Below are 20,614 nucleotides of genomic sequence, written 5' to 3' on the forward strand. Positions count from 1 at the left end.
GAACAAAATCAAGCCAAGCGTCGGGAACACCTTGGTGCGAGAGGGAGAGAGAGGCCGGGAAAGATCGGGTCCGAGGCTGCCCGAGAGAGGGTGTCCGGGCCTGATCCTGTCCTTCATTCCGGAGTTTCCCGATGACCCATCTTGCCCCTGTTGCGCAGGCGTCCTTGCCTGCGCCCATTGTCTCGTTGGCAGCAAATCCTGCCTCTGCGATCGTTGCTGTTGCCGAAGCGCTGCAGCCCGATCTGGCGCAAGGGCTTCAGATCGACGCGCTGCGCCTGCGCTTCGAGATGGAGCGCGCCTTTGGCGGTTCCGATGCGACCGGTGCCTGGGACTGGAAGCTCGCCTATGAGGCGGGCGAGGTGGCGCTGATCCTCTTCCTGCGAAAGTTCGGTCGGGCGCTGCTTGCGCGTGCCGGCTCGCCTGCGGCGCTGTTGCCGATCCTCGCCAAGGTGGCAGGTCTCTTGCCCACGCACACCCGGCGGTCGGAAGAGATGGAGCGGTTTCAGCAATTCAGCACGCCCTTGCCCATGGGACTGGCGGCACTGGCGGCAGCACAGATCACGCCCCGCGACCTGGTCCTCGAGCCGTCTGCCGGGACCGGGCTCCTGGCGATCCTTGCCGAGATCGCGGGCGGCAATCTTTCGCTGAACGAGCTGGCCGAAACCCGCGTCGATCTCCTTCGGCTGCTTTTCCCGGGCCGACCGGTCACCCGGTTCGATGCCGCGCAGATCGATGATCATCTCGACGCCTCCTCAAGCCCGAGCGTCATCCTGATGAACCCGCCCTTCTCGGCCCAAGCCAATGTCGATGGTCGGTCGACCGAGGCGACGGCCCGGCATCTGCGCTCGTCGCTCGCGCGCCTGGCCCCCGGCGGGCGGCTCGTCGCCATCACAGGGGCCGGTTTCGCGCCGGATGCGCCGGCCTCGGCCGAGACCTTCGGCCGTCTGACCGAGACCGCCCATCTCGTCTTCACCAGCGCGGTGTCGGGCGCCGCTTTCGCCAAGCACGGCACCAGCTTCGAGACGCGGATTTCTGTCTTCGACAAATGCCGCGGCGGCGAGCCGGGCGGCACCACCGCAGACCTGCGCCAACCCATGTCTAGGGACGTGGCGCATCTGATGTCCCGGGTCACTGCAGAGGTTCCGCCGCGCCTCGAACTGGAACAGGCCGCAAATGCAGGTCTGTTCCATTCTTCCCTCTTCCCAGGAAGTTCTGCCCGCGCCACACACACAACCACCAGCCGATCGCGCGCGACCTCTACGGCTAAAATGGCGAAACCCGAAACGCCGATTGAGGCCGAAGAACTGTACTACGATCTCCGCGACGCCGCCGGGGACGAAGATGCCGCACGGCTGTCCGACGCGATCTACGAGACCTTCCGTCTGCAGGCTATCGACATCCCAGACGCCGCATCGCACCCGACCAAGCTTGTGCAATCGGCGGCCATGGCCTCTGTCGCACCTCCGAAACCCACGTACCGCCCCAAGCTGCCCCCGGCCGTCCTGCGCGAAGGCCTGCTGTCCGACGCGCAGCTCGAGACCGTCATCTACGCGGGGGAGGCGCATGGCGCGCATCTCACTGGGTCTTGGACCGTCGATGAGACCGGTGACATGGTGTCCGCCGCACAGGACGATGACCCTGACGCCGTCCGCTTTCGCCGGGGTTTCTTCCTCGGTGATGGCACCGGGGCGGGCAAGGGTCGTCAGTCGGCCGGGATCCTGCTCGACAACTGGGCCCGAGGAAGACGCAAGGCGCTCTGGATCTCGAAGAGCGACAAGCTGCTGGAAGATGCGCAGCGGGACTGGTCGGCGCTCGGGCAGGAGCGCCTGCTGGTCACGCCGCTCTCGCGCTTTGCCCAAGGCCGCGACATCCCGCTGACCGAGGGCATTCTCTTCACCACCTATGCGACGCTGCGCTCGGAAGAACGGGGTGCCAAGAAATCCCGCGTCGACCAGATCGTCGACTGGCTCGGGGCGGATTTCGACGGGGTGATCCTCTTCGACGAAAGCCATGCCATGGCGAATGCTGCCGGGGGCAAAGGCGAGCGGGGCGATACCATGGCCTCGCAGCAGGGCAGGGCGGGTCTGCGCCTGCAGCACAAGCTGCCGAATGCCCGCGTAGTCTATGTCTCGGCCACGGGCGCGACGACGGTCCACAACCTCGCGTATGCGCAACGCCTCGGCCTCTGGGGTGGGGAGGATTTCCCCTTTCAGACCCGGGCGGAATTCGTCGAAGCCATCGAGGCGGGCGGTGTTGCGGCGATGGAGGTTCTGGCCCGCGACCTCCGAGCGCTCGGCCTCTACACGGCGCGCTCGCTGTCCTATGCCGGGGTCGAGTACGAGATGCTCGAACACGCGCTGACCCCTGAGCAGCGCGGCATCTACGATGCCTATGCCGGGGCCTTCGCCATCATCCACAACAACCTGACCGCGGCGATGGAAGCCGCGAACATCATGGGCGACAGCGGTACGCTGAACCGTCAGGCCAAATCCGCCGCGCGGTCAGCCTTCGAGAGCGCCAAGCAGCGCTTCTTCGGCCATTTGCTCACCTCGATGAAGACCCCCACGCTAATTTCCAGCATTGAGGCCGATCTGGCTGCGGATCATGCTGCGGTCATCCAGATCGTCTCGACGGGTGAGGCGCTGATGGAGCGCCGCCTGTCGGAGATCCCGACCGACGAATGGAACGATATCCGCTGTGACATCACGCCCAGGGAATATGTCCTTGACTACCTCGCCCATTCCTTCCCGGTGCAGCTCTACGAGCCTTTCACCGACAGCGATGGCAATCTCTCGTCGCGCCCCGTCACGCGAGACGGCCAACCAGTGGAGTGCCGCGAAGCCGTCCGCCGTCGTGACGCGCTGATCGAAAGGCTGGCCTCGCTGCCGCCGGTCCCTGGTGCGCTCGACCAGATTGTCCAGCGCTTCGGCACGGATCTCGTGGCCGAGGTTACCGGACGCTCGCGGCGCATCGTGCGGACGGGCGAAGGGCATTCGGCACGGCTCGTGGTGGAGAACCGGGCCGGTGCCGCGAACCTCGCGGAAACCCAAGCCTTCATGGATGGCGAGAAGCGCATCCTGATCTTCTCGGATGCCGGCGGCACCGGGCGCAGCTATCACGCCGATCTCGGGGCGAAGAACCAGCGCCTGCGGGTCCACTACCTCCTGGAGCCCGGCTGGAAGGCAGATGCGGCGATCCAGGGCCTCGGGCGCACCAACCGCACCAATCAGGCGCAACCGCCGCTCTTCCGACCGGTGGCCACCGATGTGAAGGCGGAGAAGCGGTTTCTGTCGACCATTGCGCGCCGCCTCGACACGCTTGGCGCGATCACGCGCGGCCAGCGCCAGACCGGAGGCCAGGGGTTGTTCCGCCCCGAAGATAACCTCGAGTCGCCCTACGCCCGCGACGCCCTGCGCCAGCTTTACCGCCGCATCTATCGCGGCGATCTGGCGGGCTGCTCGCTCGGGGCCTTCGAGGATGCCACTGGCCTCAGCCTGACCGATGACAACGGGCTGAAGGACGATCTGCCGCCGATCACGACCTTCCTCAATCGTCTGCTCGCGCTGACGATCGACATGCAGGCTGTGCTGTTCTTGGCCTTCGAAGAACTCCTCGATCAACGGATCGAGGGCGCTATCGTTGCCGGGGTCTATGACCTCGGGCTTGAGACGCTGCGCGCCGAAAGCTTTCGCGTCACGGATGCGCGGGTGATCTACACCCATCCCGGCTCTGGCGCGGAAACCCAGCTGCTGACCATCGCGGAGAAGCGGCGGAACAAGCCGACGTCCCTCGCAGATGCGCTCGACTGGCTCGATGACCCGAAGGCGCGGCTTCTGGTCAACAGCCGCTCGGGCCGGGCCGCGGTGCAGGTGCCCGCCACCAGTCACATGCTGGACGACGGGACCATCGAGCCGCGCCTGCGCCTGATCCGCCCGACCGATGCCAGCACAGTCCCGGCAAAGATCATGGAGGACACCCACTGGCTCGAGGCCGACCGCGCGGCCTTCTCCGCCGCCTGGACCGCGGAACTGGCCGAGGTGCCGGAGTTCTCCGAAGCCACGCTGCACATCGTGGCAGGCCTGCTGCTGCCGATCTGGAAGCAGCTCCCCCAGGATGAAACCCGCGTCTACCGCCTGCAGACCGATGACGGGCAGCGCATCATCGGCCGCCGCGTCTCGCCTGCCTGGGTCGCGACCACGCTGGCCGCCGATGCGCCCAAGCTCTCGGCCGCGCAGGTCCATGCCCTCGTTCTGGAGGGCAAGACCGTGGTGCGCCTGTCGGAAGGGATGGAATTGCACCGCTCGCGCGTCATGGGCGCGAACCGGATCGAACTGTCGGGCTTCTCGGAGGCAGCCAAGGATCGGCTCAAGGCCGATGGCTTCTTCTCGGAGATCATCAGTTGGAAGCTTCGGCTGTTCTGCCCGACCGACGCCGATGGTGTCGCGATACTGGATCGTCTGCTTGCACGTTGTCCTGTCGCAAGGCTACATGATCGCGGAGGTTGTTGACCCATGTATTCCGAGACCGAAGACCTCGTGCGCGATCTGGCAGAAAATGCCGAAGGCGTCTGTCGCGCCTACCTTCCCGCCGGACGGCGGGAAGGATCCTACTGGATCGTGGGTGACCTGCAAAACAATCCTGGCCGCTCGCTCTTCGTGCGGTTGACCGGCCCTGTGTCGGGGCCGGGGGCAGCGGGCAAGTTTACGGATGGGGCCACAGGCGAGCATGGCGATCTTCTGGACATCATCCGCGCCCGGACGGGGATCACGCGCTTCCCCGACCTTCTCGCCGAGGCCCGAGCGCATCTTGGCCGTCCGCAGCCGGTCGTCCCGGATAGGCAAGAGCCGAGGAAGGCCAAGGCGCCCGGTGGCACTCCTGCGGCGGCGGCGCGCTTGTTTGCTGCCTCGAACCCGATCAAAGGCACGCTTGCCGAGACCTACCTCCGTTCCCGAGGCATCACCCAATTCGGGGCGAAAGGCGCCTTACGCTTCCACCCGAAGTGCTGGCATCGGGAAGAGGGGCAGACCCGGAGCATCCCCAGACCGGCGATGATCGCGGCGGCTACCGATGGGGCAGGGGCCGTGCAGGGCGTGCATCGCACCTGGTTGGCGCCTGACGGACAGGGGAAGGCGGCAGTGAATCCAGAGCGTCGGGCTATGGGTCACCTCCTCGGCAATGCTGTCAGGCTGACCCCGCAGGATGACATCCTCGTCGTTGGCGAAGGCATCGAGACCATGCTGTCCCTGTCCGAGGCAATCCCAGGTCTGTCCGTCTGGGCGGCGCTCTCTTCGGGTCACCTCGGGGCGGTCCTGCTGCCAGAGGGGCTGAAGCGCCTCTACATCGCGATCGATCGCGATCCGGCCGGGCAGCGCGCGGCAGAGAAGTTGAGCGCCAGAGCCTCCGAGGTCGGGATTGGTTGCCATGTGCTGGAACCGCGGCTCGGGGATTTCAACGATGATCTTCGGGCGAACGGCAAGGACGCACTGCGCCAGCATCTGGCAGGTCAGATCGGGCCAGAGGATCGGCATCGCCTGCCCAGCTGAGCTGCATCGCGCAGGGGGGGGCTGGGAGTGCGGGGCAGGGGGCAGCATCCCAGTCGTGGCTCTGGATCGTCGTCCTCACCCCATCCCGGGCCTTGCGCATCCACCCGTCAGCCCTGCGCGGCCTTCAAGAGATGGGCAGGCCGTCAAAGCGGTTGCCCCTGCAAGGTCGGCAGGGAACCTATTTCCGCCGGCGGTGAGACCACCCCACGCGACAGGTCGCGTGGGGACCCCGATCTGCCGCCTTTGCATCGCGAGACAAATAGCTTCCCTGTCGACCTCCTCCACGCTGTTCCGGCCCCGGTGAAGCCGGGGTGAAGGGGCAACCGCTCCGACGGCTCGGGTCTGCCCATGAAGGCCGCGCGGGATGACGCGCGGACGAGACAGGCCCGGAGGCAAGAAACCGATGACGATCCACACCCACGACGACGCGTATGAACCCGCCCATAGCGCATCCCAGACCGCCCATGCGCTCGACGAGCTCCAGCTCTATGGCTATCGCCCCTTTGACGAGCCCGATCCGCGCCCGATGCCCGATGGGCAGCGCCTCGCCGTCGCCGTCGCGGACATCTTCGACGCCCTCGTTGCGACCCTGGAAGACACCCGTATGGAACCCGACCTCGAAGAGGTGCTCTGGGGCCAGGTCAACCTCTTCCACCGCGCCACGGCACGGATCGAGCGGTCACTCGATGAGAACGAGCAGGCGCAGCGCCGCCTCCAGCGCGAGCAGGACGGCTCCGAGGTGAAATCCACCGAGCTTGAGCGCCTGACGGCCGAAGGCCTGACCCTCGTCGAACGTCGCAACTGCATGGACATGATGCGCGATCACGCCGCATCCGAGTTTGTCCATCACACGGGATCGACCTGGCGACCCCGCACCGGATCGATGGTGAACCGCCAGCACATGACCGCAGCGCTCATCGACAGCCGCGACTTCCTGGCCGCCAAGCGCCGCGCCGAGACCGAGATAATGCTTCCCGCAGGCCCCAAGGTCGCCCTCACCGGCGGGACCGATTTCAACGATCACCGCCTGATCTGGGGCAAGCTCGACCAGGTCCGGACTAAGTATCCCGACATGGTCCTCCTGCACGGTGGCAGCCCGAAGGGCGCAGAGCTCATCGCCGCCAAATGGGCCGAAGCCCGGGGCGTGACGCAGGTGGCCTTCAAGCCCGACTGGACCAAGCACGCCAAGGCCGCGCCCTTCAAGCGCAACGACGCGATGCTGGATGTGCTCCCGGTCGGGGTCCTTGTCTTCCCCGGAACCGGTATCCAGGAAAACCTCGCCGACAAGGCCAAGAAGCTCGGCATCCCGGTCATGAAGTTCGAGAAGGGGGCGTGAGCCCCCGACTTCAATCCGGGACAGAACATTGTGGAAACGTCGAAGAGCGCTTGATATTGTGGTCTGGAGAGAGGCATCAACAACATGTTCGACACATCGCAGCAAATGGAAGTGTTCCCGACGACGGTCGATCTCAAGCGGATCGACCCGTCTCTCAACATGCGGCGCTTCTATCGAATGAGCGTTCAGCCGGACCTGTTTGGCGGCGCATGCCTCGTGCGGGAATGGGGCCGTATCGGGTTTCGAGGGCAGATGCTGATCGAACAGCACCCGGACGAGGGTAGAGCGGTCACGGCGCTCATGAAGCTTGCAGCGAACAAGACGCGGCGAGGGTATCGAGCAGTCGCAGAGCAGAAGATGGATTGAAAAGCGGTAAATGAGATTTCGCCAAGCGTGTATTTCGCGTTTATTTTCGGTAGTTTCCGGCGGCTTCTTTGACTACGAATAGTGTAACGAATTCCGAGGCCTGTTGATGAACCCGACTGAAATTTACGATGCCCTTGCAGAGATTGCGGCCAAGCCATTTGATCCGAATGAATTCCCCTTTGCATTTGCTGAGGCGACGGACGCGGCCAAGGCTGCGATTTCGAAACTGCGAAACGGCTCGACCAACAAGTCGGATCTTCCTGGCGGCGTTCTGTTCAACAAGAAGTTCCACTACGCGCCTGCGCTAAAGGGTCTGACCGATGTCACGCTCGATCAGCTGCGCGCTTCAAAGAAGACCAAGGCGTCCAAGCCCGCGATCCTGATCGCGTCCGATGGCGAAACCATTGCGGCTGAACATCCAGCTTCAGGCGATACACTGCATTGCACCTTCAGCGAGTTAGGTGATCATTTCGGCTTCTTCCTGCCCGCCGCGGGCAAGGAACGCTATCGCGCGGTCGAAGAGAACCCTGTCGACGTCAAAGCGACCGGCAAGCTCGCACGCCTCTATGATGCGCTGACCAAGGCCAATCCCGATTGGGGTAGCGACGATCGGCGGCACGAGATGAACCAGCTAATGATGCGGCTCATCTTCTGCATGTTCGCCGAGGACGTGGGCATCTTCCCGGACAACCAGTTCTCGCGCCTTTTGTTCACCCATGCGGGCGACAAGGGCGAAGAGGCGCGTGAAACCATCATCGCCGCCTTCAATGCCATGAACTTGCCCAAGGACAAGCGCGGCGCCCTGCCGGCATGGACGGCAGAGCTGGAATACGTAAACGGCGGGCTGTTCGCGGGCACCATCGACGCACCACGCTTTGACACAATTGCGTTTCGCTATTTGCGCGATGCCTGCGATCTGAACTGGCGCGAGATCAATCCAGACATCTTTGGGTCGATGATCCAGTCCGTGGCTGACCCCAAGCAACGCTCGGAACTGGGGATGCACTACACCTCGGTGCCGAACATCATGAAGGTGATCGGGCCGTTGTTCCTTGATGATCTGGATGCCGAGATTCACAAGGCCTGGGACCGCGCCAAAGCGTTGCAGCAGGTGCTGGATCGAATGTCGCGCATCCGAGTTTTTGACCCCGCCTGTGGCTCGGGCAACTTTCTGGTCGTGTCTTACCGCGAACTCAGGGCGCGCGAGACGCGCATCCTGCAGCGGCTGGAGGAACTCAACGGCCCTGGCTCGATGCAGATGTTCTCGGCCATCCCAATCAGCAATTTCTATGGCATCGAGATCGCGGATTTCGCGGCAGAGACGGCAAAGCTCGCGCTGTTTATCGCCGAATACCAGGCCAACGCTAGCTTTGCCGAGGTTTTTGGTCGTCGTCCCGCTGCGCTGCCTTTGAAAGATTCCGCGAACATTCAAGTTGGAAACTCGCTTCGGGAAGACTGGGAGACGATTTGCCCACCATCTAGCGATGATCATGAGGTATTCATTGCCGGGAACCCGCCTTACTATGGCGCGAAAAAGAGAGAGGATTGGCAAACGGAGGATATGGTCTGCAACGGACTTAGTGAGTTGCTGCTTCTCGACTACGTCGCGACCTGGTTCTTCAAGGCGGCAAGATATGGGGGCGGATCAAGCCCGTTTGCACTCGTTGCCACTAGCTCTATTTGCCAAGGCGAACAAGTGGCCCCCATGTGGGGGGCACTTTTTGAATATTCGCATAGAATAAAATTTGCCTATCGGCCGTTCATGTGGCGCAATTCGGCGGCAGACAATGCAGGCGTGTGGGTTACCATTATTGGAATGCAAGCAGGCACGCCCACGGAAGCGCGTTTGTTTGATGGTGATGTTGTTACTACCGCAAAAGAGATAAGTCCTTATTTGATCCCCTTCCGATTCATTCCGATTGTAGCCTCCAATAAGCAGATCTTTGATCTGTCTGAGATGGTAATGGGCAGCAATCCTGTGGACGGCAAGCGCCTTTCTGTCTCAGTTTCGGAGCGGGAAGAAATGATCTCAGCGGATGCGCGCTCTCAGTCATTTTTGTTGCCCTACATCGGCGGGGATGAGTTGATCGAGGGAAAGCAGAGATATTGCGTCTGGGTCTCCGATGAAGGGTTGGCTGAGGCATTGGACGTAAAACCAATTCGAGAACGGATAGAGGCATGTGCGAAATACAGATCAAGCGCAGGGCGCGATGCAAGGAAGGTCGCGCACGTGCCTCATCGGTTCTGCTACTCTACTTTTCAAGACAGGCCCTGCATTGCGGTGCCAAACTCTCAGTCCTCGGATCGTGAGTACGTCCCCGCCACTATGCTGTCCGCTGGCAATGTATTGAGCAAGGAGGCCTTTGCAATTTACGATCAGGAGGATTACCTTTTTGCAGTAATTTCTTCGTCACTACACCGGCTTTGGTTGGCCACGGTCGGCGGTCGCATTGGAAACGGATTTAGATATTCCGTTCGAGTCGTCTACAATACTTTCCCAGTGCCGAAATTTTCTGATGAGCAAAGATTGCAGCTTTCTACCTCGGCTCGCCGGATACTCAAATGCCGTTACTCGCATTTTCCGAAGACAATCTCTGAACTCTACGATCCTAAAGAAATGCCGGACGACCTGCGCGCCGTGCACCGTGAAAACGATGATCTCTTGGAGACGATGTATATCGGTCGCCCCTTCCGGAATGACACCGAGCGGTTGGAGAAGCTCTTCAAGCTCTATGCCGCCAAGGTGAAATCGCAAGACAAGAAGGGGGCGGGGGCATGACGGGGACCTATGTACTGTTCCAGATGTGGGGACCGTTTCGCCAGTCGCTGATCTACGGGCACCTCTTCTATGTCGAACAAGCGCGGAAGCGGCTGCTCACGCAGTTTGAGAACATCGAAGCCGAGGCGGACAAGGCCTCGGAAGACTGGCTCGAGAACAACAGCCACCGTTTCGATCCTGACCGAGACGATCCGGGGAGCTTCTATGAGGCGGCAGGAGAGGTTGGCATAGAGTTCTACCGCTTGCTCACCGATATGCGTGATCAGACCCAGCTGAGTGTGGTCGCGGGCATGTTTCATGAATGGGACAAGCAGCTTCGCGACTGGCTGGTTGCCGAGGTCAGGCACTGGCACCGGGGGGATCTGGCCGCCGAAAAGATCTGGAAGGCGAACTTTCCAGACCTCGCTGACCTGCTCGAAGGCCTCGGGTGGAAGATCCGTAGTACCGGATACTTCAAGCTGCTGGATGCTTGCCGCCTAGTCGTCAACGTCTACAAGCATGGCAAAGGGACGTCGCTGGACGATCTGAAACAGCATTTCCCCGAATATCTTCCTGACCCGAATTCAGGGACGCGCCTTGCGTGGTCTTCGATCGATGTTCTGGACCATACTGATCTGAAAGTCAGCGATGCCCAGTTTCAGGCGTTCTCTGATGCCATCGTGTCTTTCTGGAAGGACGTGCCCGAGAACATTTCTGAGGCTGACGTTGCTAGCGTGCCGGCTTGGTTCGAGAAGGCGATACTGAAAGATCGTGCTCAAAAGGCGGGTGCGAAATGACCGATCAGAACACGCCCCAAAAAACAAGCGAGGCGGCGCCCGAAGGCCCGCCTCATGATCTTGTCCACGGGAGGGGCCAGAAGCCTGCCGAAGCACCTAAAGGCAACCTCACCGCGTCTCACGAAGCAATAGATAGCGCCGATGTGGCCACGGATCAAGTTCAAACTCTGACCGATCTTAGGGTTCAGAAGCTGTTAACCGACTGCCTGAGCGACCGAAGACTGAAGCGATATGCCCCTGCGGCCGGTGATGCCGGGGTAGCGCGCGAGGACATCTACCTCTGGAACTGCGACCTGTCCGAGGCCTTCCACTTTGCTTTGCATATGGCGGAAGTGACCTGCCGGAATAGCGTCCACAACGCCCTGACGTACCGCGACCCGCGATGGTTTGAAAACGCAACTTTCCTGAGAATCCTGGACCCTGTTCGCAGGAAGGACCTCGACAACGCTATCGCTGATGAGACCGATCAACACGGTGACGTTATGGATGCCCACCACATGGTTTCGGCTTTGTCTTTCGGGTTTTGGGAGCATCTGACGACCAAGCGATTCCAGCGTTATCTGTTCCCGAAAGGGTTTCAGCGAGTGTTCAAGCACGCTCCATGGGATGCCAAGCTGGAAGACTTGCACGACTTGATCGAAAGCGTTCGCCGCTGGCGTAACCGCATCGCGCACCACAATGCGATCTTCGACAAAGGCCCATCATCGAAGTACCAAGACGCGTTAAAGCTGATCGCGTGGTCCTCTCCGGACCTGGAGGCATGGGTAGCAACCCGATGCCGTGTGAACCAGATTATCAACGCGCGCCCGAAGGGAGAATGACATGGTTGAAATGGTGAACGTGACCTATGGGCGCTCCAACTCGACAACCAACAAGTTGGGCCAACGCCCGATGCAGGCCCGTGCCTATGCCGCCCGAGCGGCGCAGTTCCTTTTGCTCAAAGCGCCGCCCGCAGCTGGTAAAAGCCGCGCGCTCATGTTCGTCGCTCTCGACAAGATGCTTCATCAGGGGCTGGAAAAGACGATCGTTTGCGTGCCCGAGACATCGATTGGCGGGTCATTCCGCTCGACGGATCTGACCCGCTACGGGTTTGAGGCGGACTGGGACGTCGATGATCGCTGGAACCTCTGTTTGACGGGCGAGGACGCAGACAAGCAAAAGGTCAAGGCATTTCAGGCGTTCCTGGAGAGCGATGCCAAGGTGCTGGTCTGCACCCATGCCACATTCCGCTTCGGTTTCGATGAGGTGGCAAGAACTGCGGGTATCGAGGCTTTTGACAATTGCTTCATTGCCATTGACGAATTCCACCATGTCTCTGCCTCCGACAACAACCGGCTGGGCGTGATCCTGCGCAGTTTGATTTCCCGAGCGGAATGCCATGTGATGGCAATGACCGGCAGCTATTTCCGCGGGGATGCGGATCCAGTGTTGCGGCCAGAGGATGAGGACCGGTTCACCAAGATCACCTACAGCTACTACGAGCAGCTGGAAGGCTACGAATTTCTCAAGGCACTCGGGATCAACTACGAATTCTACAAGGGCAATTACGTCAACGGATTGCCAGGGGTGCTGAACCCTGACCAAAAGACGATCATCCATATTCCTCACCGGGGGTCGTCCGAGGCATTCGACGACAAGTACAACGAAGTCGGGAAGATTCTCGACCTCTTGGGTGTCCATGAAGGTCGCGATCCTGAGACCGGATTTGATCTGGTCCGCAGGCCAGATGGGCAGATTCTGAAAATCGCCGATCTGGTTGATGACGGACCAGGCCGGGACATCGTTAAATCTGCGCTTTCGCGAGAGATCAAAGGCGCTGATGGTCGTCGAGACGATACGGCGGACCGCGAGAAGGTCGACATCATAATTGCGCTTGGTATGGCGAAAGAAGGGTTCGACTGGGTCTGGTGTGAACATGCCCTGACGATCGGCTACCGGTCATCGCTTACAGAAATCGTGCAGATTATCGGGAGAGCCACTCGCGATGCGCCGGGTAAGCCGCGTGCGCTCTTCACCAACCTGGTTGCCGAGCCGGGTGTGGAAACCGGCGTTGTGACGGACGCGGTCAACGACATGCTGAAGGCCATTTCTGGTTCTCTGCTTATGGAGCAGGTGTTGGCACCCAACTTCAAATTCTATCGGCGCGAGGATGGCGACGTGCGTGCCCCGGTCGGGACTGACGCCGAAGGCAACGTTACAATCGGTATCAAGGGACTGATTGAGCCACCCACTGATCGAGCTCGGGAAATCTGCGAGAAGGACATGCACGACTTGATGGCTACCGCCTACCAGGAAATGGATAGACGGGTCCTTTCTCCCGACACGGCGCCTGAGGTTGCCACGCAAATGGTTCTGACGGACATCATCGAGCGCAGATACGAAACTCTGGATTCAGAAGAGGCCGAGTCTGTTCGGCAACACCTTGCGGCGCATATGAACGTGCTAACTTTGGCGCGGCGAGAAGCTGAGCGTGGCTTCGCTGAAGGGCAGTCACCTTTGACCGGCAGCCCCGGCAAGGCGGACGCTTCTGACGACGATGGGGATGAAGCCGGAGACAGCGCCCCCAATACGCTGCTGCAGATGGTCAAGAAATTCATCAACGTCCGCGACATCGATGTTGAGCTCATCGATAGCGTGAACACGTTTCGTGAACGGTTCGAGGTCGCATCGAAGTCTTTGAACTCGGAGCTCTTGGCACATGTACAATCGGCGATGGTTGCATTGCGGGTCAATATGACCGGCGACGAGGCTCGAACACTTTGGCCGAGGATCAAGGCGTTCCGGGCCAGTGAGGGACGTGAGCCGAACGTTCACTCTGCCGATCCCCTGGAGAAGCGGATGGCAGAGGCACTGGCCTGGCTGAAAGCTGAGAAGGCGAAGCGGCTGCGCGAGGGAGCGATGTAATGACGCGGCCGAGCTTGGATGACATATTTGCGGAAGACGATGAATTCGGACTGTTGGACGTTAGGCTGCGCGGCAGCCGCGCCACTGTAGCTTCCGACCAAGGGGCTGGCGCGCTGCGAGAAGTCTCAGCGTTCTTTGAGAAACACGGGCGCGTTCCCGATCCTGATGCGGTGGACCATGACGAGATGCGGCTCGGTTCGATCTGGGCATCGATCAAGTCTGCGCCGACAGACCAGATGCGTCTGGAGGACCGGCTTGGACTCTTGGACGACGAGACAGCGCAGGCATTGAAATCATGGCGAGATGAGCCGCTAGTTTCTGACGTGCCTGACAGCCTAGATGATATTTTCGACGATGAAGAGCTTTCCGTCGATGCGTCTCTGATCGATTTGAAACATACGACGCCTGCCGCAGAGCGACACTTGCCCGATCATCGGGCTGAATTTGTTCCCTGTCGCGATTTCGACCAGTTCGCAGAGCGTTTTGAAGCGGTGCAACAGGCTTTGGAAGCTGGCGACCGCCAAGCACTGCCTGTAAAGAAATGGTCCGTGATTGAGCCCATAGAAGGCGACTTCTTCATCCGCAACGGCCTTCTCGCGATGATCGCTGAGAAATCCGAAATGTCCGCGCGAGGGGGCTCGCGTGACCACAGACTTCGGGTCATCTTTTCCAACGGCATGGAGAGTGATCCTCTCATGTCTTCGTTCCGCAAGTCGCTCAATGACGATAAGACGGCCCGAATGGTTCAGAAGGTCGGGCTTGGTCCCCTCGATCCGGACTGGGAATCTGATCAACTCGAATTGTCTGGGACAATTTACGTCGCTCGGTCGCGCTCGGATGATCCTTCGATCAGAACTCAGCGAATGATCCTGCACAAGATCGGTGTCACCAGTCAGGATGTTTCGCGCCGGGTTGCAGATGCTCGCAACGATCCAACTTTTTTGCTAGCACCAGTGGACATCGTCGCGACTTACGAGCTTCAAAACCTGTCCCGCCGCAAAGTTGAGAACCTTCTCCACCGCTTTTTCGCGGCGGCCAGGCCGGCAGAGCTCTTTGTGACGGACCGCTTCGGGAAGAAGGTCTTTCCAAAGGAATGGTTTTACGTTTTGCCGGACCATGTCGGCCGTGCGGCGAAACTGATTGAAGAGGGGCGCCTTCATTTGTTCGAGTACGACGTTCAATCCCAAGAAATCGTTGCGAAGGTTTGACCAGGAAAAGGCGCGGCGGGCTACCAGCGCGACGGAAAAAATAATGTTGGTTGGCTAGGTCTGATAAGTCGATCTTTGATAGAAATACGCGTTCCTGCCCTTTTCGGCGTTCCGTTGGCCGATAAAACCTCTAATTCACGCGCTTGTGCCAAGTCGGATAGTACCTGAAAAATGTCGTCGTTGGTGCCCGCTGTTCGATTGCCAATCTCATCCAACAGGCGTGCGACGTCCAACTGCCCATTTTCCATCATTTGGTGGACTTCGGCTGGCAGGGCGTTCACGAGCTCCGTACTCAATTTGGTTCGATCGATCTCTGAAAAATTGAAGAGCGAGTCGCAACTTTCGATCAACCGCGTGTCATACCCCAAAGAAAATAAGCTGCCAGAACCAATGTGAGTGAAGCTGTTCTGTTCCTGCCAGTGCACGCTGAGCATCTTGTCGCGGGCAGCTTGGTGTTGCGATAGGTGTGCAAGCATCATCCATCGGTTATCCGTGCGCGACCACAGCATGAATGGCGTGAAAAACTTGGCTCCGCTTTTTGCATGAATGTGTGCCATGAGCGCACGCTGTGTAAGGGCGCGGCCCATATTCTCATCTTTTCGCTGTCTCCAATCAGCGATGAAGCGGGAATCGATGCCAAATTGTTGGTATAGAGGAAGCTCTGCCGAAGCGTCCTGTAGGTAGTTCAAGAGGCTATCTATGGCGAAATTGAGGACGACCTCTGCTCTATCAAGGGCAGTGAAGATCGTCTGTATCGCTGACATTGGCACGTCGGAGTAGCCAAACTGATCCAAAAAGAAAATGGATCGGCCTTTGCGCTGAGTCTGCGTGATCTCAGCCATGATTGTCGGCAAGTGTTCTACAAACTTTCCTTCTAATACAGAGATCTGCGGGTCGTTCTCTTTGTACCCTCTCCCGCGCAGCTCCCTCTTCAGGGCGGCCACATGCTCGCGTTCGTCATCCACAAAGATAAAGCGTGCATTGATTTCCAGAGGCTTTGCGCGACCTTCGTTCAGTCTTACGGTCGCCTCTTCAACAGCATTGAGGAGAACAAGCGGGCTCCCGGCTCGTGTGTCGTTTCCATCGGAATATGCGCCGCCTCCACTGAATCCATCCACGAGAGTAATATTCAAACGATCTTGTGCTGGGTTGCGAACCACTGTGTCGAAATAGACATCAAGATAGTTCTTGAGGACATCGAGCTTACGCTTGGTATGTTCCTCAATTCGCGGGAGATTGCCATCAGGTCCCCAGATGAAGTTCGTCGCCATCGCGTTCCTAACTCGTCAGCTCTGCCATTATTTCTTTGGGAACAATCTGCCATGGAAAGCCGTTCCACTCAGCTCCCTCTAGAAGCCGTCCGCCAGACTTTGGACGGGCTCCCCCCCACTGCTTGAAAAAGAATGCAACGTCGTATTTTTCACATGCAAGGCGTAATTCTGTTGCCCATGACGGTTCCATCGGCCTCGCCTTTGGTCCACTTTCCCCCCCGACGATTGCCCAGGCTATGCCACTCAGATCCACGTTCCCGATCCTGCCAAGCAATGGCTCAAACGAAATAAATCGCGCTTCTGAGTTGATTTGGCGCAGGTGTTCGATTCGGCTCTTGTGTGCGCTGTCCTCGACGGACACGCCGAGCCAAATGTGCGAAGGGACTTTTTCTCCAGAGTACCTCTTCTTCACATAGTTTCGCATTAGCGAAGAGCGTTTGGTAAGAACCTGATACACATGCCAATTGGCCCTCTCCATCGCGTCAAAAACGGCGTCGATGTGACTAATTGGAATATCCTTGTGAAATAGATCGCTCATTGAATTGACAAAAATCATACGCGGCTTCTTCCAACGAGCCGGTTGGTCAAGTCGTGACGGCCAGAGACGCAGATCAAATCCTTGTTCGTAAGGATGCCCTTCTATACCACGCCACCGCTCCGCAAAGCGTTCCGCATAGCAGTTGTCGCAGCCCGGACCGATTTTTGTACAGCCGGTAACGGGATTCCACGTCGCGTCTGTCCACTCGATTTCAGATTTTTGTGCCATCCTGCTCAATCCTTTTTGACGGCCACTCTACGCCGGTTGGCACAAAGAGGGAACATCCAATCTGGGCACTGCGCGTCGTGCCGTATGTGCCAATAGTAAAGATCTCGGGCTTTCTACCAACCATTCACGCTCTCCCATCTAGGTTCAACCAGTACCTCGTATGGCGTCTCTCACCGGTTCGGCTGAGCGCACCTTTCTCGACTAGATCCTGCAGATCGCGGGTTGCGGTTGCGCGTGAAGTTCCGGTGATCTTGAGATAGTTGTCGGCGCTGAGGCCGCCTTTGAAACCGCCAGGGCCTTCCCGAAACATTCGAGCGATGGCCTTGGCCTGGCGTTCGTTCAAGTGGTCTCTGTGCCGATCGTAGAAGTGTGCCTTGCTGATGAAAAAGCCGACGCGGTCGAGTGTGACCTGTTGGGCCTTTAAGACAACTTCTGCGAACCAGACGAGCCAATCGGTCACGTCGAGCGTTTTTTGATGCTGCTCGAGCTGATCGTAGTATCCCTTGCGCTCCTTCTCGATGGTGAAGGCGAGCGAGATGAGGGTGGGCTGGCCAATGTTCTGCGCCAGCGACTTTTCAGCGAGGGCGCGACCCAGGCGACCGTTGCCGTCTTCGAATGGGTGAATGCTCTCGAAATAGAGGTGGCTTAGCCCTGCGCGCGTCAGCGCTGGAAGCGGCTCTGCTCCCCCCGGCCCGGTCTTGTTGAACCATTCCGCGTATCGCTCCATCTCGGGCATGACCCGCTCTGAAGGCGGCGCTTCGAAATGGATCGTGGGGCGGTCGAGGCGGCCGGAAACGATTTGCATCGCCTCGGCGTGGCGTCGGTAGGCCCCGATGGTTTCCAGCCGACGGTCATGGGACAGGAGCATCCGATGCCAGCGGTACAGTGTCTCATGGGTCAGCGGCTCTGCAAAACTGGAATAGACGTCCACCATCATTTCCGCGACGCCCTGTTCGCGCGGTTTGGCAGGGTAGCTGTCCGGATCGAGGCCCAGATGGCGGCGCAGCGAAGACTGGACACTGAGCCGATCGAGGATTTCACCCTCGATGGCGCTCGTCTGCATCGCTTCCTCGCTGAGCAGTTCGATGCGGAGTTGCTCGCGTTCCGGCTGACTGACATGATGGACCGCGCCGAGGATTTCCCCGGACGACAGCAGGAACGTCTGCTCAAACGGCTCCAGAGCGGAGGCGTCATATCGGAAATCCGGCCAATCGGGCAGCGTCCAGTTCCAAGCCATGAGTTATAGATATCCTTTCTATAACTCATATCTAGATCACTAATGAGGTATAGAAGTCAACTCTATCGCTCAAAGGACCTACGGGATGGGATGACCCACAAACCGACGCGAGACTTTGAGCTAGGCCTTTTCAAGGTGCGTCAGATCTTGCTGACGCGGTCTGGGGGTCTTCGGATCGACAGGGTTCTGTTCCGGCGCTTGAATGAATGGTTCATAGCGAACGTTCGCCATGGGGCGGTCGAACCAGGCAGGCTGCACGTCACCATTGTTCCATTGGTAAAGGTAGCCAACCAGATTTTCAGATGTCTTGCAGAGGATGCGCATGATCGGTTCGCCAGTCAGGCGGGGCTTCGTATTCATAATGCGTTCCTCCTAAATGGACCTCGTAACTCGTCACCACTGAGGTCTGAAATTCCTGTTAGCTGGTGTTAGGACTAGGTTTCTGCAACTGCAAGATGAACTGTTCTATGTGGGCAGAAATCCACCGGTGAAATGCAAGTTGTCTTTTCAGATAGGTATCTTACGGCGCGTTCGGTTCATGCGGCGATGCAGCACGAATGGCAATTTCTTCAAGGATCGCATCGATCTCGCCCCATATGCGTGGTTCCACCTGGCCGCGGATCAGAGCCCATTTACTCAAGACGTCGAGGGGGTCGTGGTCCCGTAGGAGGACACCCAGGCTGGCCGCATCTACTGCCAGAGATGTACGGGCCTGCCACTGCGTGTTTCGAGTGCGTCGCTCCTCCGCGACTGGGGCGAAGACCGGCGACAGTTGCCAGCCTTTGACTGCACGGCGCAGGGCGGCACGCACCACATGTGCTGGCTCAACACCACAAGTCTCCAGCGCTGCTTCCTGTCGTTCGAGTGCGTTGACCCTGATGTCGATCTTCCGGGTCGGGTTCAAAGCTCGCGCCGATACGGGAGCTCTCAGGCTGGTATGCAGGGCAGAGCTTTCCGCGGTGACTTGGTGCGGCGCCACGGCACCTTCCGGCGTACGCTCTGACTCGTGCCGATCAGCGTCAACGTCAGCGGCTGGGGTGCCTGTATTTGTTGCTGTGACCTGTGCCTCATCTTCCTTCCCGGGAATCTCGCGGTCACCCTGTCGCAGGGTGGCGGCGTAGGCTGGGTCGGGCCTAGTGATGGTCGGGATCTTCTTGCGCAATCGACTGCCCTCACGCAGCAAGAATGTTGTTGAGGATGTCCGTCGCCTCCTCGAGCGCCTCGACAACATGACGTACATGTGGACGCATCAGAGGGTTTGGATCAGATTGCTTTTCCAGCGCCAAGGCGTGGAGAAGCCCCTTCTGGTCCATCTCCTTGTAAGTGTTTCGTCGCATCATGACGGTCTCAATCACCGGAAAACGGGTGAGCGCTTCTTCAATCAGGGCGGCGTCAGCACGGGTTGTTTTCGGGTCGACCATGTTGAGGACGACGTGGTGGCGCGGAAGGCTGGAGGGGTCGTCAACACGGGATTTCAGCTTCTCAAACCAATCAGCCGTCTGCGCGCCGACATCGAAATCAGACGTCGACAGCATGACGGGCGTCACAATGTGGTCCGCAAGCACCGCAATGCCGTCTGACCATTCGGCACCGACCCCTGCGGTATCGATGAAGATGAAGTCTGCCGTGCCTGCCATGTAGACCTGATCGATCTGATCCTCGACACCCGCCACGCTTTCGACGGTGGCCGAGCAGAGAAGCGGCGAACTCAACCCACCGGCTTGCGCCCGAGCATGCCAGGCCCCGAGTACTCTCGTGCTGTCCGTGTCGATCAACATCACTCTGCGTCCGGCGGCGATCGCGGCGCTGATCAAGGCGCGCGAAAGCGTCGTTTTTCCACTGCCCCCTTTCCGGGCCATCGCTGCGATCACCACAAGATTTTCGTTCGGCATTCTGATCCTCCGCAAAAATAGTGAATCGCAACGATAATACCAAAATGTCGCTAAACGCATGAGACTGAGGGGTCAAGCAGAAGTCGGGATGCGACCCGCGTTTGGCATGCAGCGGGCGGCGTTGTGCGATGACCGTGCGACGTCTGCCGTGGCGCCTTCAGCATTCGTCGCGGGGCACCACACACCCTCCAAATGTCGGGATGCGCTCGGCGATGTACAGCGGACGGAATGCAGGTGACGGATAGCGCGCTCCAGACGACGGGAGGCAGTCTCGCGTATGTCGTTCCGCGGGTGACGCGAGACGGTTAGCACGCGGCAAAACCCGTCTTGCGGGGTGCAAGAGACGGGGCGCAAAAGACGCGATGCGCGATGCGGAGACCGCATCGCGTGGTGCAATGAGCGCGAAGCGCGATCCATTTGACAAAGGACGGGAAATCGCCCTTGTAGGGCGATTTTCTACATTGAGTACAAGCCCTTATAGCCGACCCCACTTGCGTTGGGAGTCGGCGGGCTTGTACGAAGTTGGCAAGAAATAG

Annotated in this window: 15 protein-coding genes; 9 read left to right on the forward strand and 6 right to left on the reverse strand. The window is 59.5% G+C overall.

What is annotated here, in order from left to right; translation table 11 throughout:
* The first annotated feature begins 131 nt into the window (after positions 1 to 131).
* The 9 genes from ABWV23_RS16375 (at position 132) to ABWV23_RS16415 (ending at position 14,912) form a co-directional block, all read left to right on the forward strand.
* The gene (locus ABWV23_RS16375; protein ID WP_353349687.1) at positions 132 to 4,508 is read left to right on the forward strand and encodes a strawberry notch-like NTP hydrolase domain-containing protein; all 4,377 of its coding nucleotides are present in this window, start codon (positions 132 to 134) and stop codon (positions 4,506 to 4,508) included.
* Between the two features lie 3 nt (positions 4,509 to 4,511).
* Positions 4,512 to 5,543, forward strand: coding sequence for a DUF7146 domain-containing protein (locus tag ABWV23_RS16380; protein ID WP_353349689.1), 1,032 nt, complete (start codon positions 4,512 to 4,514; stop codon positions 5,541 to 5,543).
* A 403-nt stretch (positions 5,544 to 5,946) separates the two neighbouring features.
* Entirely contained in the window at positions 5,947 to 6,879 is a 933-nt protein-coding gene (locus tag ABWV23_RS16385; RefSeq protein WP_353349691.1) for a DUF2493 domain-containing protein, read from the forward strand.
* Positions 6,880 to 6,963: 84 nt separating this feature from the next.
* Positions 6,964 to 7,245, forward strand: a complete 282-nt coding sequence (locus tag ABWV23_RS16390; protein WP_353349693.1) for a WGR domain-containing protein — start codon at positions 6,964 to 6,966, stop codon at positions 7,243 to 7,245.
* A 106-nt stretch (positions 7,246 to 7,351) separates the two neighbouring features.
* Positions 7,352 to 10,024 (forward strand): class I SAM-dependent DNA methyltransferase, encoded by a 2,673-nt coding sequence (locus tag ABWV23_RS16395; protein ID WP_353349695.1) that lies wholly within the window; start codon positions 7,352 to 7,354, stop codon positions 10,022 to 10,024.
* Complete coding sequence (locus ABWV23_RS16400) at positions 10,021 to 10,800, forward strand: hypothetical protein (RefSeq protein ID WP_353349697.1); 780 nt, start codon at positions 10,021 to 10,023, stop codon at positions 10,798 to 10,800. The genes ABWV23_RS16395 and ABWV23_RS16400 overlap by 4 nt, the downstream gene beginning before the upstream one ends.
* Complete coding sequence (locus ABWV23_RS16405) at positions 10,797 to 11,621, forward strand: Abi family protein (RefSeq protein ID WP_353349699.1); 825 nt, start codon at positions 10,797 to 10,799, stop codon at positions 11,619 to 11,621. The genes ABWV23_RS16400 and ABWV23_RS16405 overlap by 4 nt, the downstream gene beginning before the upstream one ends.
* A gap of 1 nt (position 11,622) precedes the next feature.
* Positions 11,623 to 13,704 (forward strand): DEAD/DEAH box helicase, encoded by a 2,082-nt coding sequence (locus ABWV23_RS16410; RefSeq protein WP_353349701.1) that lies wholly within the window; start codon positions 11,623 to 11,625, stop codon positions 13,702 to 13,704.
* On the forward strand, positions 13,704 to 14,912 hold the full coding sequence (locus tag ABWV23_RS16415; RefSeq protein WP_353349703.1) for a GIY-YIG nuclease family protein: 1,209 nt from the start codon (positions 13,704 to 13,706) through the stop codon (positions 14,910 to 14,912). The genes ABWV23_RS16410 and ABWV23_RS16415 overlap by 1 nt, the downstream gene beginning before the upstream one ends.
* Positions 14,913 to 14,932: 20 nt before the next feature.
* Here the strand turns inward: ABWV23_RS16415 and ABWV23_RS16420 are convergent, their stop codons facing one another.
* From ABWV23_RS16420 to ABWV23_RS16445, 6 genes are all read right to left on the reverse strand, one after another.
* The gene (locus ABWV23_RS16420) at positions 14,933 to 16,183 is read right to left on the reverse strand and encodes a three-Cys-motif partner protein TcmP (protein ID WP_353349705.1); all 1,251 of its coding nucleotides are present in this window, start codon (positions 16,181 to 16,183) and stop codon (positions 14,933 to 14,935) included.
* 7 nt (positions 16,184 to 16,190) lie between these two features.
* Positions 16,191 to 16,949 carry a DUF5131 family protein gene (locus tag ABWV23_RS16425; RefSeq protein ID WP_095590964.1) on the reverse strand — a complete coding sequence of 253 codons (759 nt, stop codon included), beginning with the start codon at positions 16,947 to 16,949 and terminating at the stop codon, positions 16,191 to 16,193.
* Positions 16,950 to 17,073: 124 nt separating this feature from the next.
* Positions 17,074 to 18,186: a Fic family protein gene (locus tag ABWV23_RS16430; protein ID WP_353349708.1), complete on the reverse strand. Its 1,113-nt coding sequence runs from the start codon at positions 18,184 to 18,186 to the stop codon at positions 17,074 to 17,076.
* A 120-nt stretch (positions 18,187 to 18,306) separates the two neighbouring features.
* Positions 18,307 to 18,546: a hypothetical protein gene (locus ABWV23_RS16435; RefSeq protein ID WP_353349710.1), complete on the reverse strand. Its 240-nt coding sequence runs from the start codon at positions 18,544 to 18,546 to the stop codon at positions 18,307 to 18,309.
* Positions 18,547 to 18,706: 160 nt separating this feature from the next.
* On the reverse strand, positions 18,707 to 19,348 hold the full coding sequence (locus ABWV23_RS16440; RefSeq protein ID WP_353349712.1) for a hypothetical protein: 642 nt from the start codon (positions 19,346 to 19,348) through the stop codon (positions 18,707 to 18,709).
* A 10-nt stretch (positions 19,349 to 19,358) separates the two neighbouring features.
* Entirely contained in the window at positions 19,359 to 20,078 is a 720-nt protein-coding gene (locus ABWV23_RS16445; protein ID WP_096807329.1) for a nucleotide-binding protein, read from the reverse strand.
* Positions 20,079 to 20,614: the final 536 nt, after the last annotated feature.

This window comes from Aquicoccus sp. SU-CL01552, from assembly GCF_040365005.1.
In the GTDB taxonomy this organism is placed as follows: domain Bacteria; phylum Pseudomonadota; class Alphaproteobacteria; order Rhodobacterales; family Rhodobacteraceae; genus Antarcticimicrobium.

Coding starts and splice junctions, on each gene's coding strand:
- ABWV23_RS16410 (WP_353349701.1), top strand. CDS start 11,623: ATGGTTGAAATGGTGAACGTGACCTATGGGCGCTCCAACTCGACAACC.
- ABWV23_RS16400 (WP_353349697.1), top strand. CDS start 10,021: ATGACGGGGACCTATGTACTGTTCCAGATGTGGGGACCGTTTCGCCAG.
- ABWV23_RS16420 (WP_353349705.1), bottom strand. CDS start 16,183: ATGGCGACGAACTTCATCTGGGGACCTGATGGCAATCTCCCGCGAATT.
- ABWV23_RS16430 (WP_353349708.1), bottom strand. CDS start 18,186: ATGGCTTGGAACTGGACGCTGCCCGATTGGCCGGATTTCCGATATGAC.
- ABWV23_RS16395 (WP_353349695.1), top strand. CDS start 7,352: ATGAACCCGACTGAAATTTACGATGCCCTTGCAGAGATTGCGGCCAAG.
- ABWV23_RS16425 (WP_095590964.1), bottom strand. CDS start 16,949: ATGGCACAAAAATCTGAAATCGAGTGGACAGACGCGACGTGGAATCCC.
- ABWV23_RS16380 (WP_353349689.1), top strand. CDS start 4,512: ATGTATTCCGAGACCGAAGACCTCGTGCGCGATCTGGCAGAAAATGCC.
- ABWV23_RS16445 (WP_096807329.1), bottom strand. CDS start 20,078: ATGCCGAACGAAAATCTTGTGGTGATCGCAGCGATGGCCCGGAAAGGG.
- ABWV23_RS16385 (WP_353349691.1), top strand. CDS start 5,947: ATGACGATCCACACCCACGACGACGCGTATGAACCCGCCCATAGCGCA.
- ABWV23_RS16390 (WP_353349693.1), top strand. CDS start 6,964: ATGTTCGACACATCGCAGCAAATGGAAGTGTTCCCGACGACGGTCGAT.
- ABWV23_RS16405 (WP_353349699.1), top strand. CDS start 10,797: ATGACCGATCAGAACACGCCCCAAAAAACAAGCGAGGCGGCGCCCGAA.
- ABWV23_RS16375 (WP_353349687.1), top strand. CDS start 132: ATGACCCATCTTGCCCCTGTTGCGCAGGCGTCCTTGCCTGCGCCCATT.
- ABWV23_RS16415 (WP_353349703.1), top strand. CDS start 13,704: ATGACGCGGCCGAGCTTGGATGACATATTTGCGGAAGACGATGAATTC.
- ABWV23_RS16435 (WP_353349710.1), bottom strand. CDS start 18,546: ATGAATACGAAGCCCCGCCTGACTGGCGAACCGATCATGCGCATCCTC.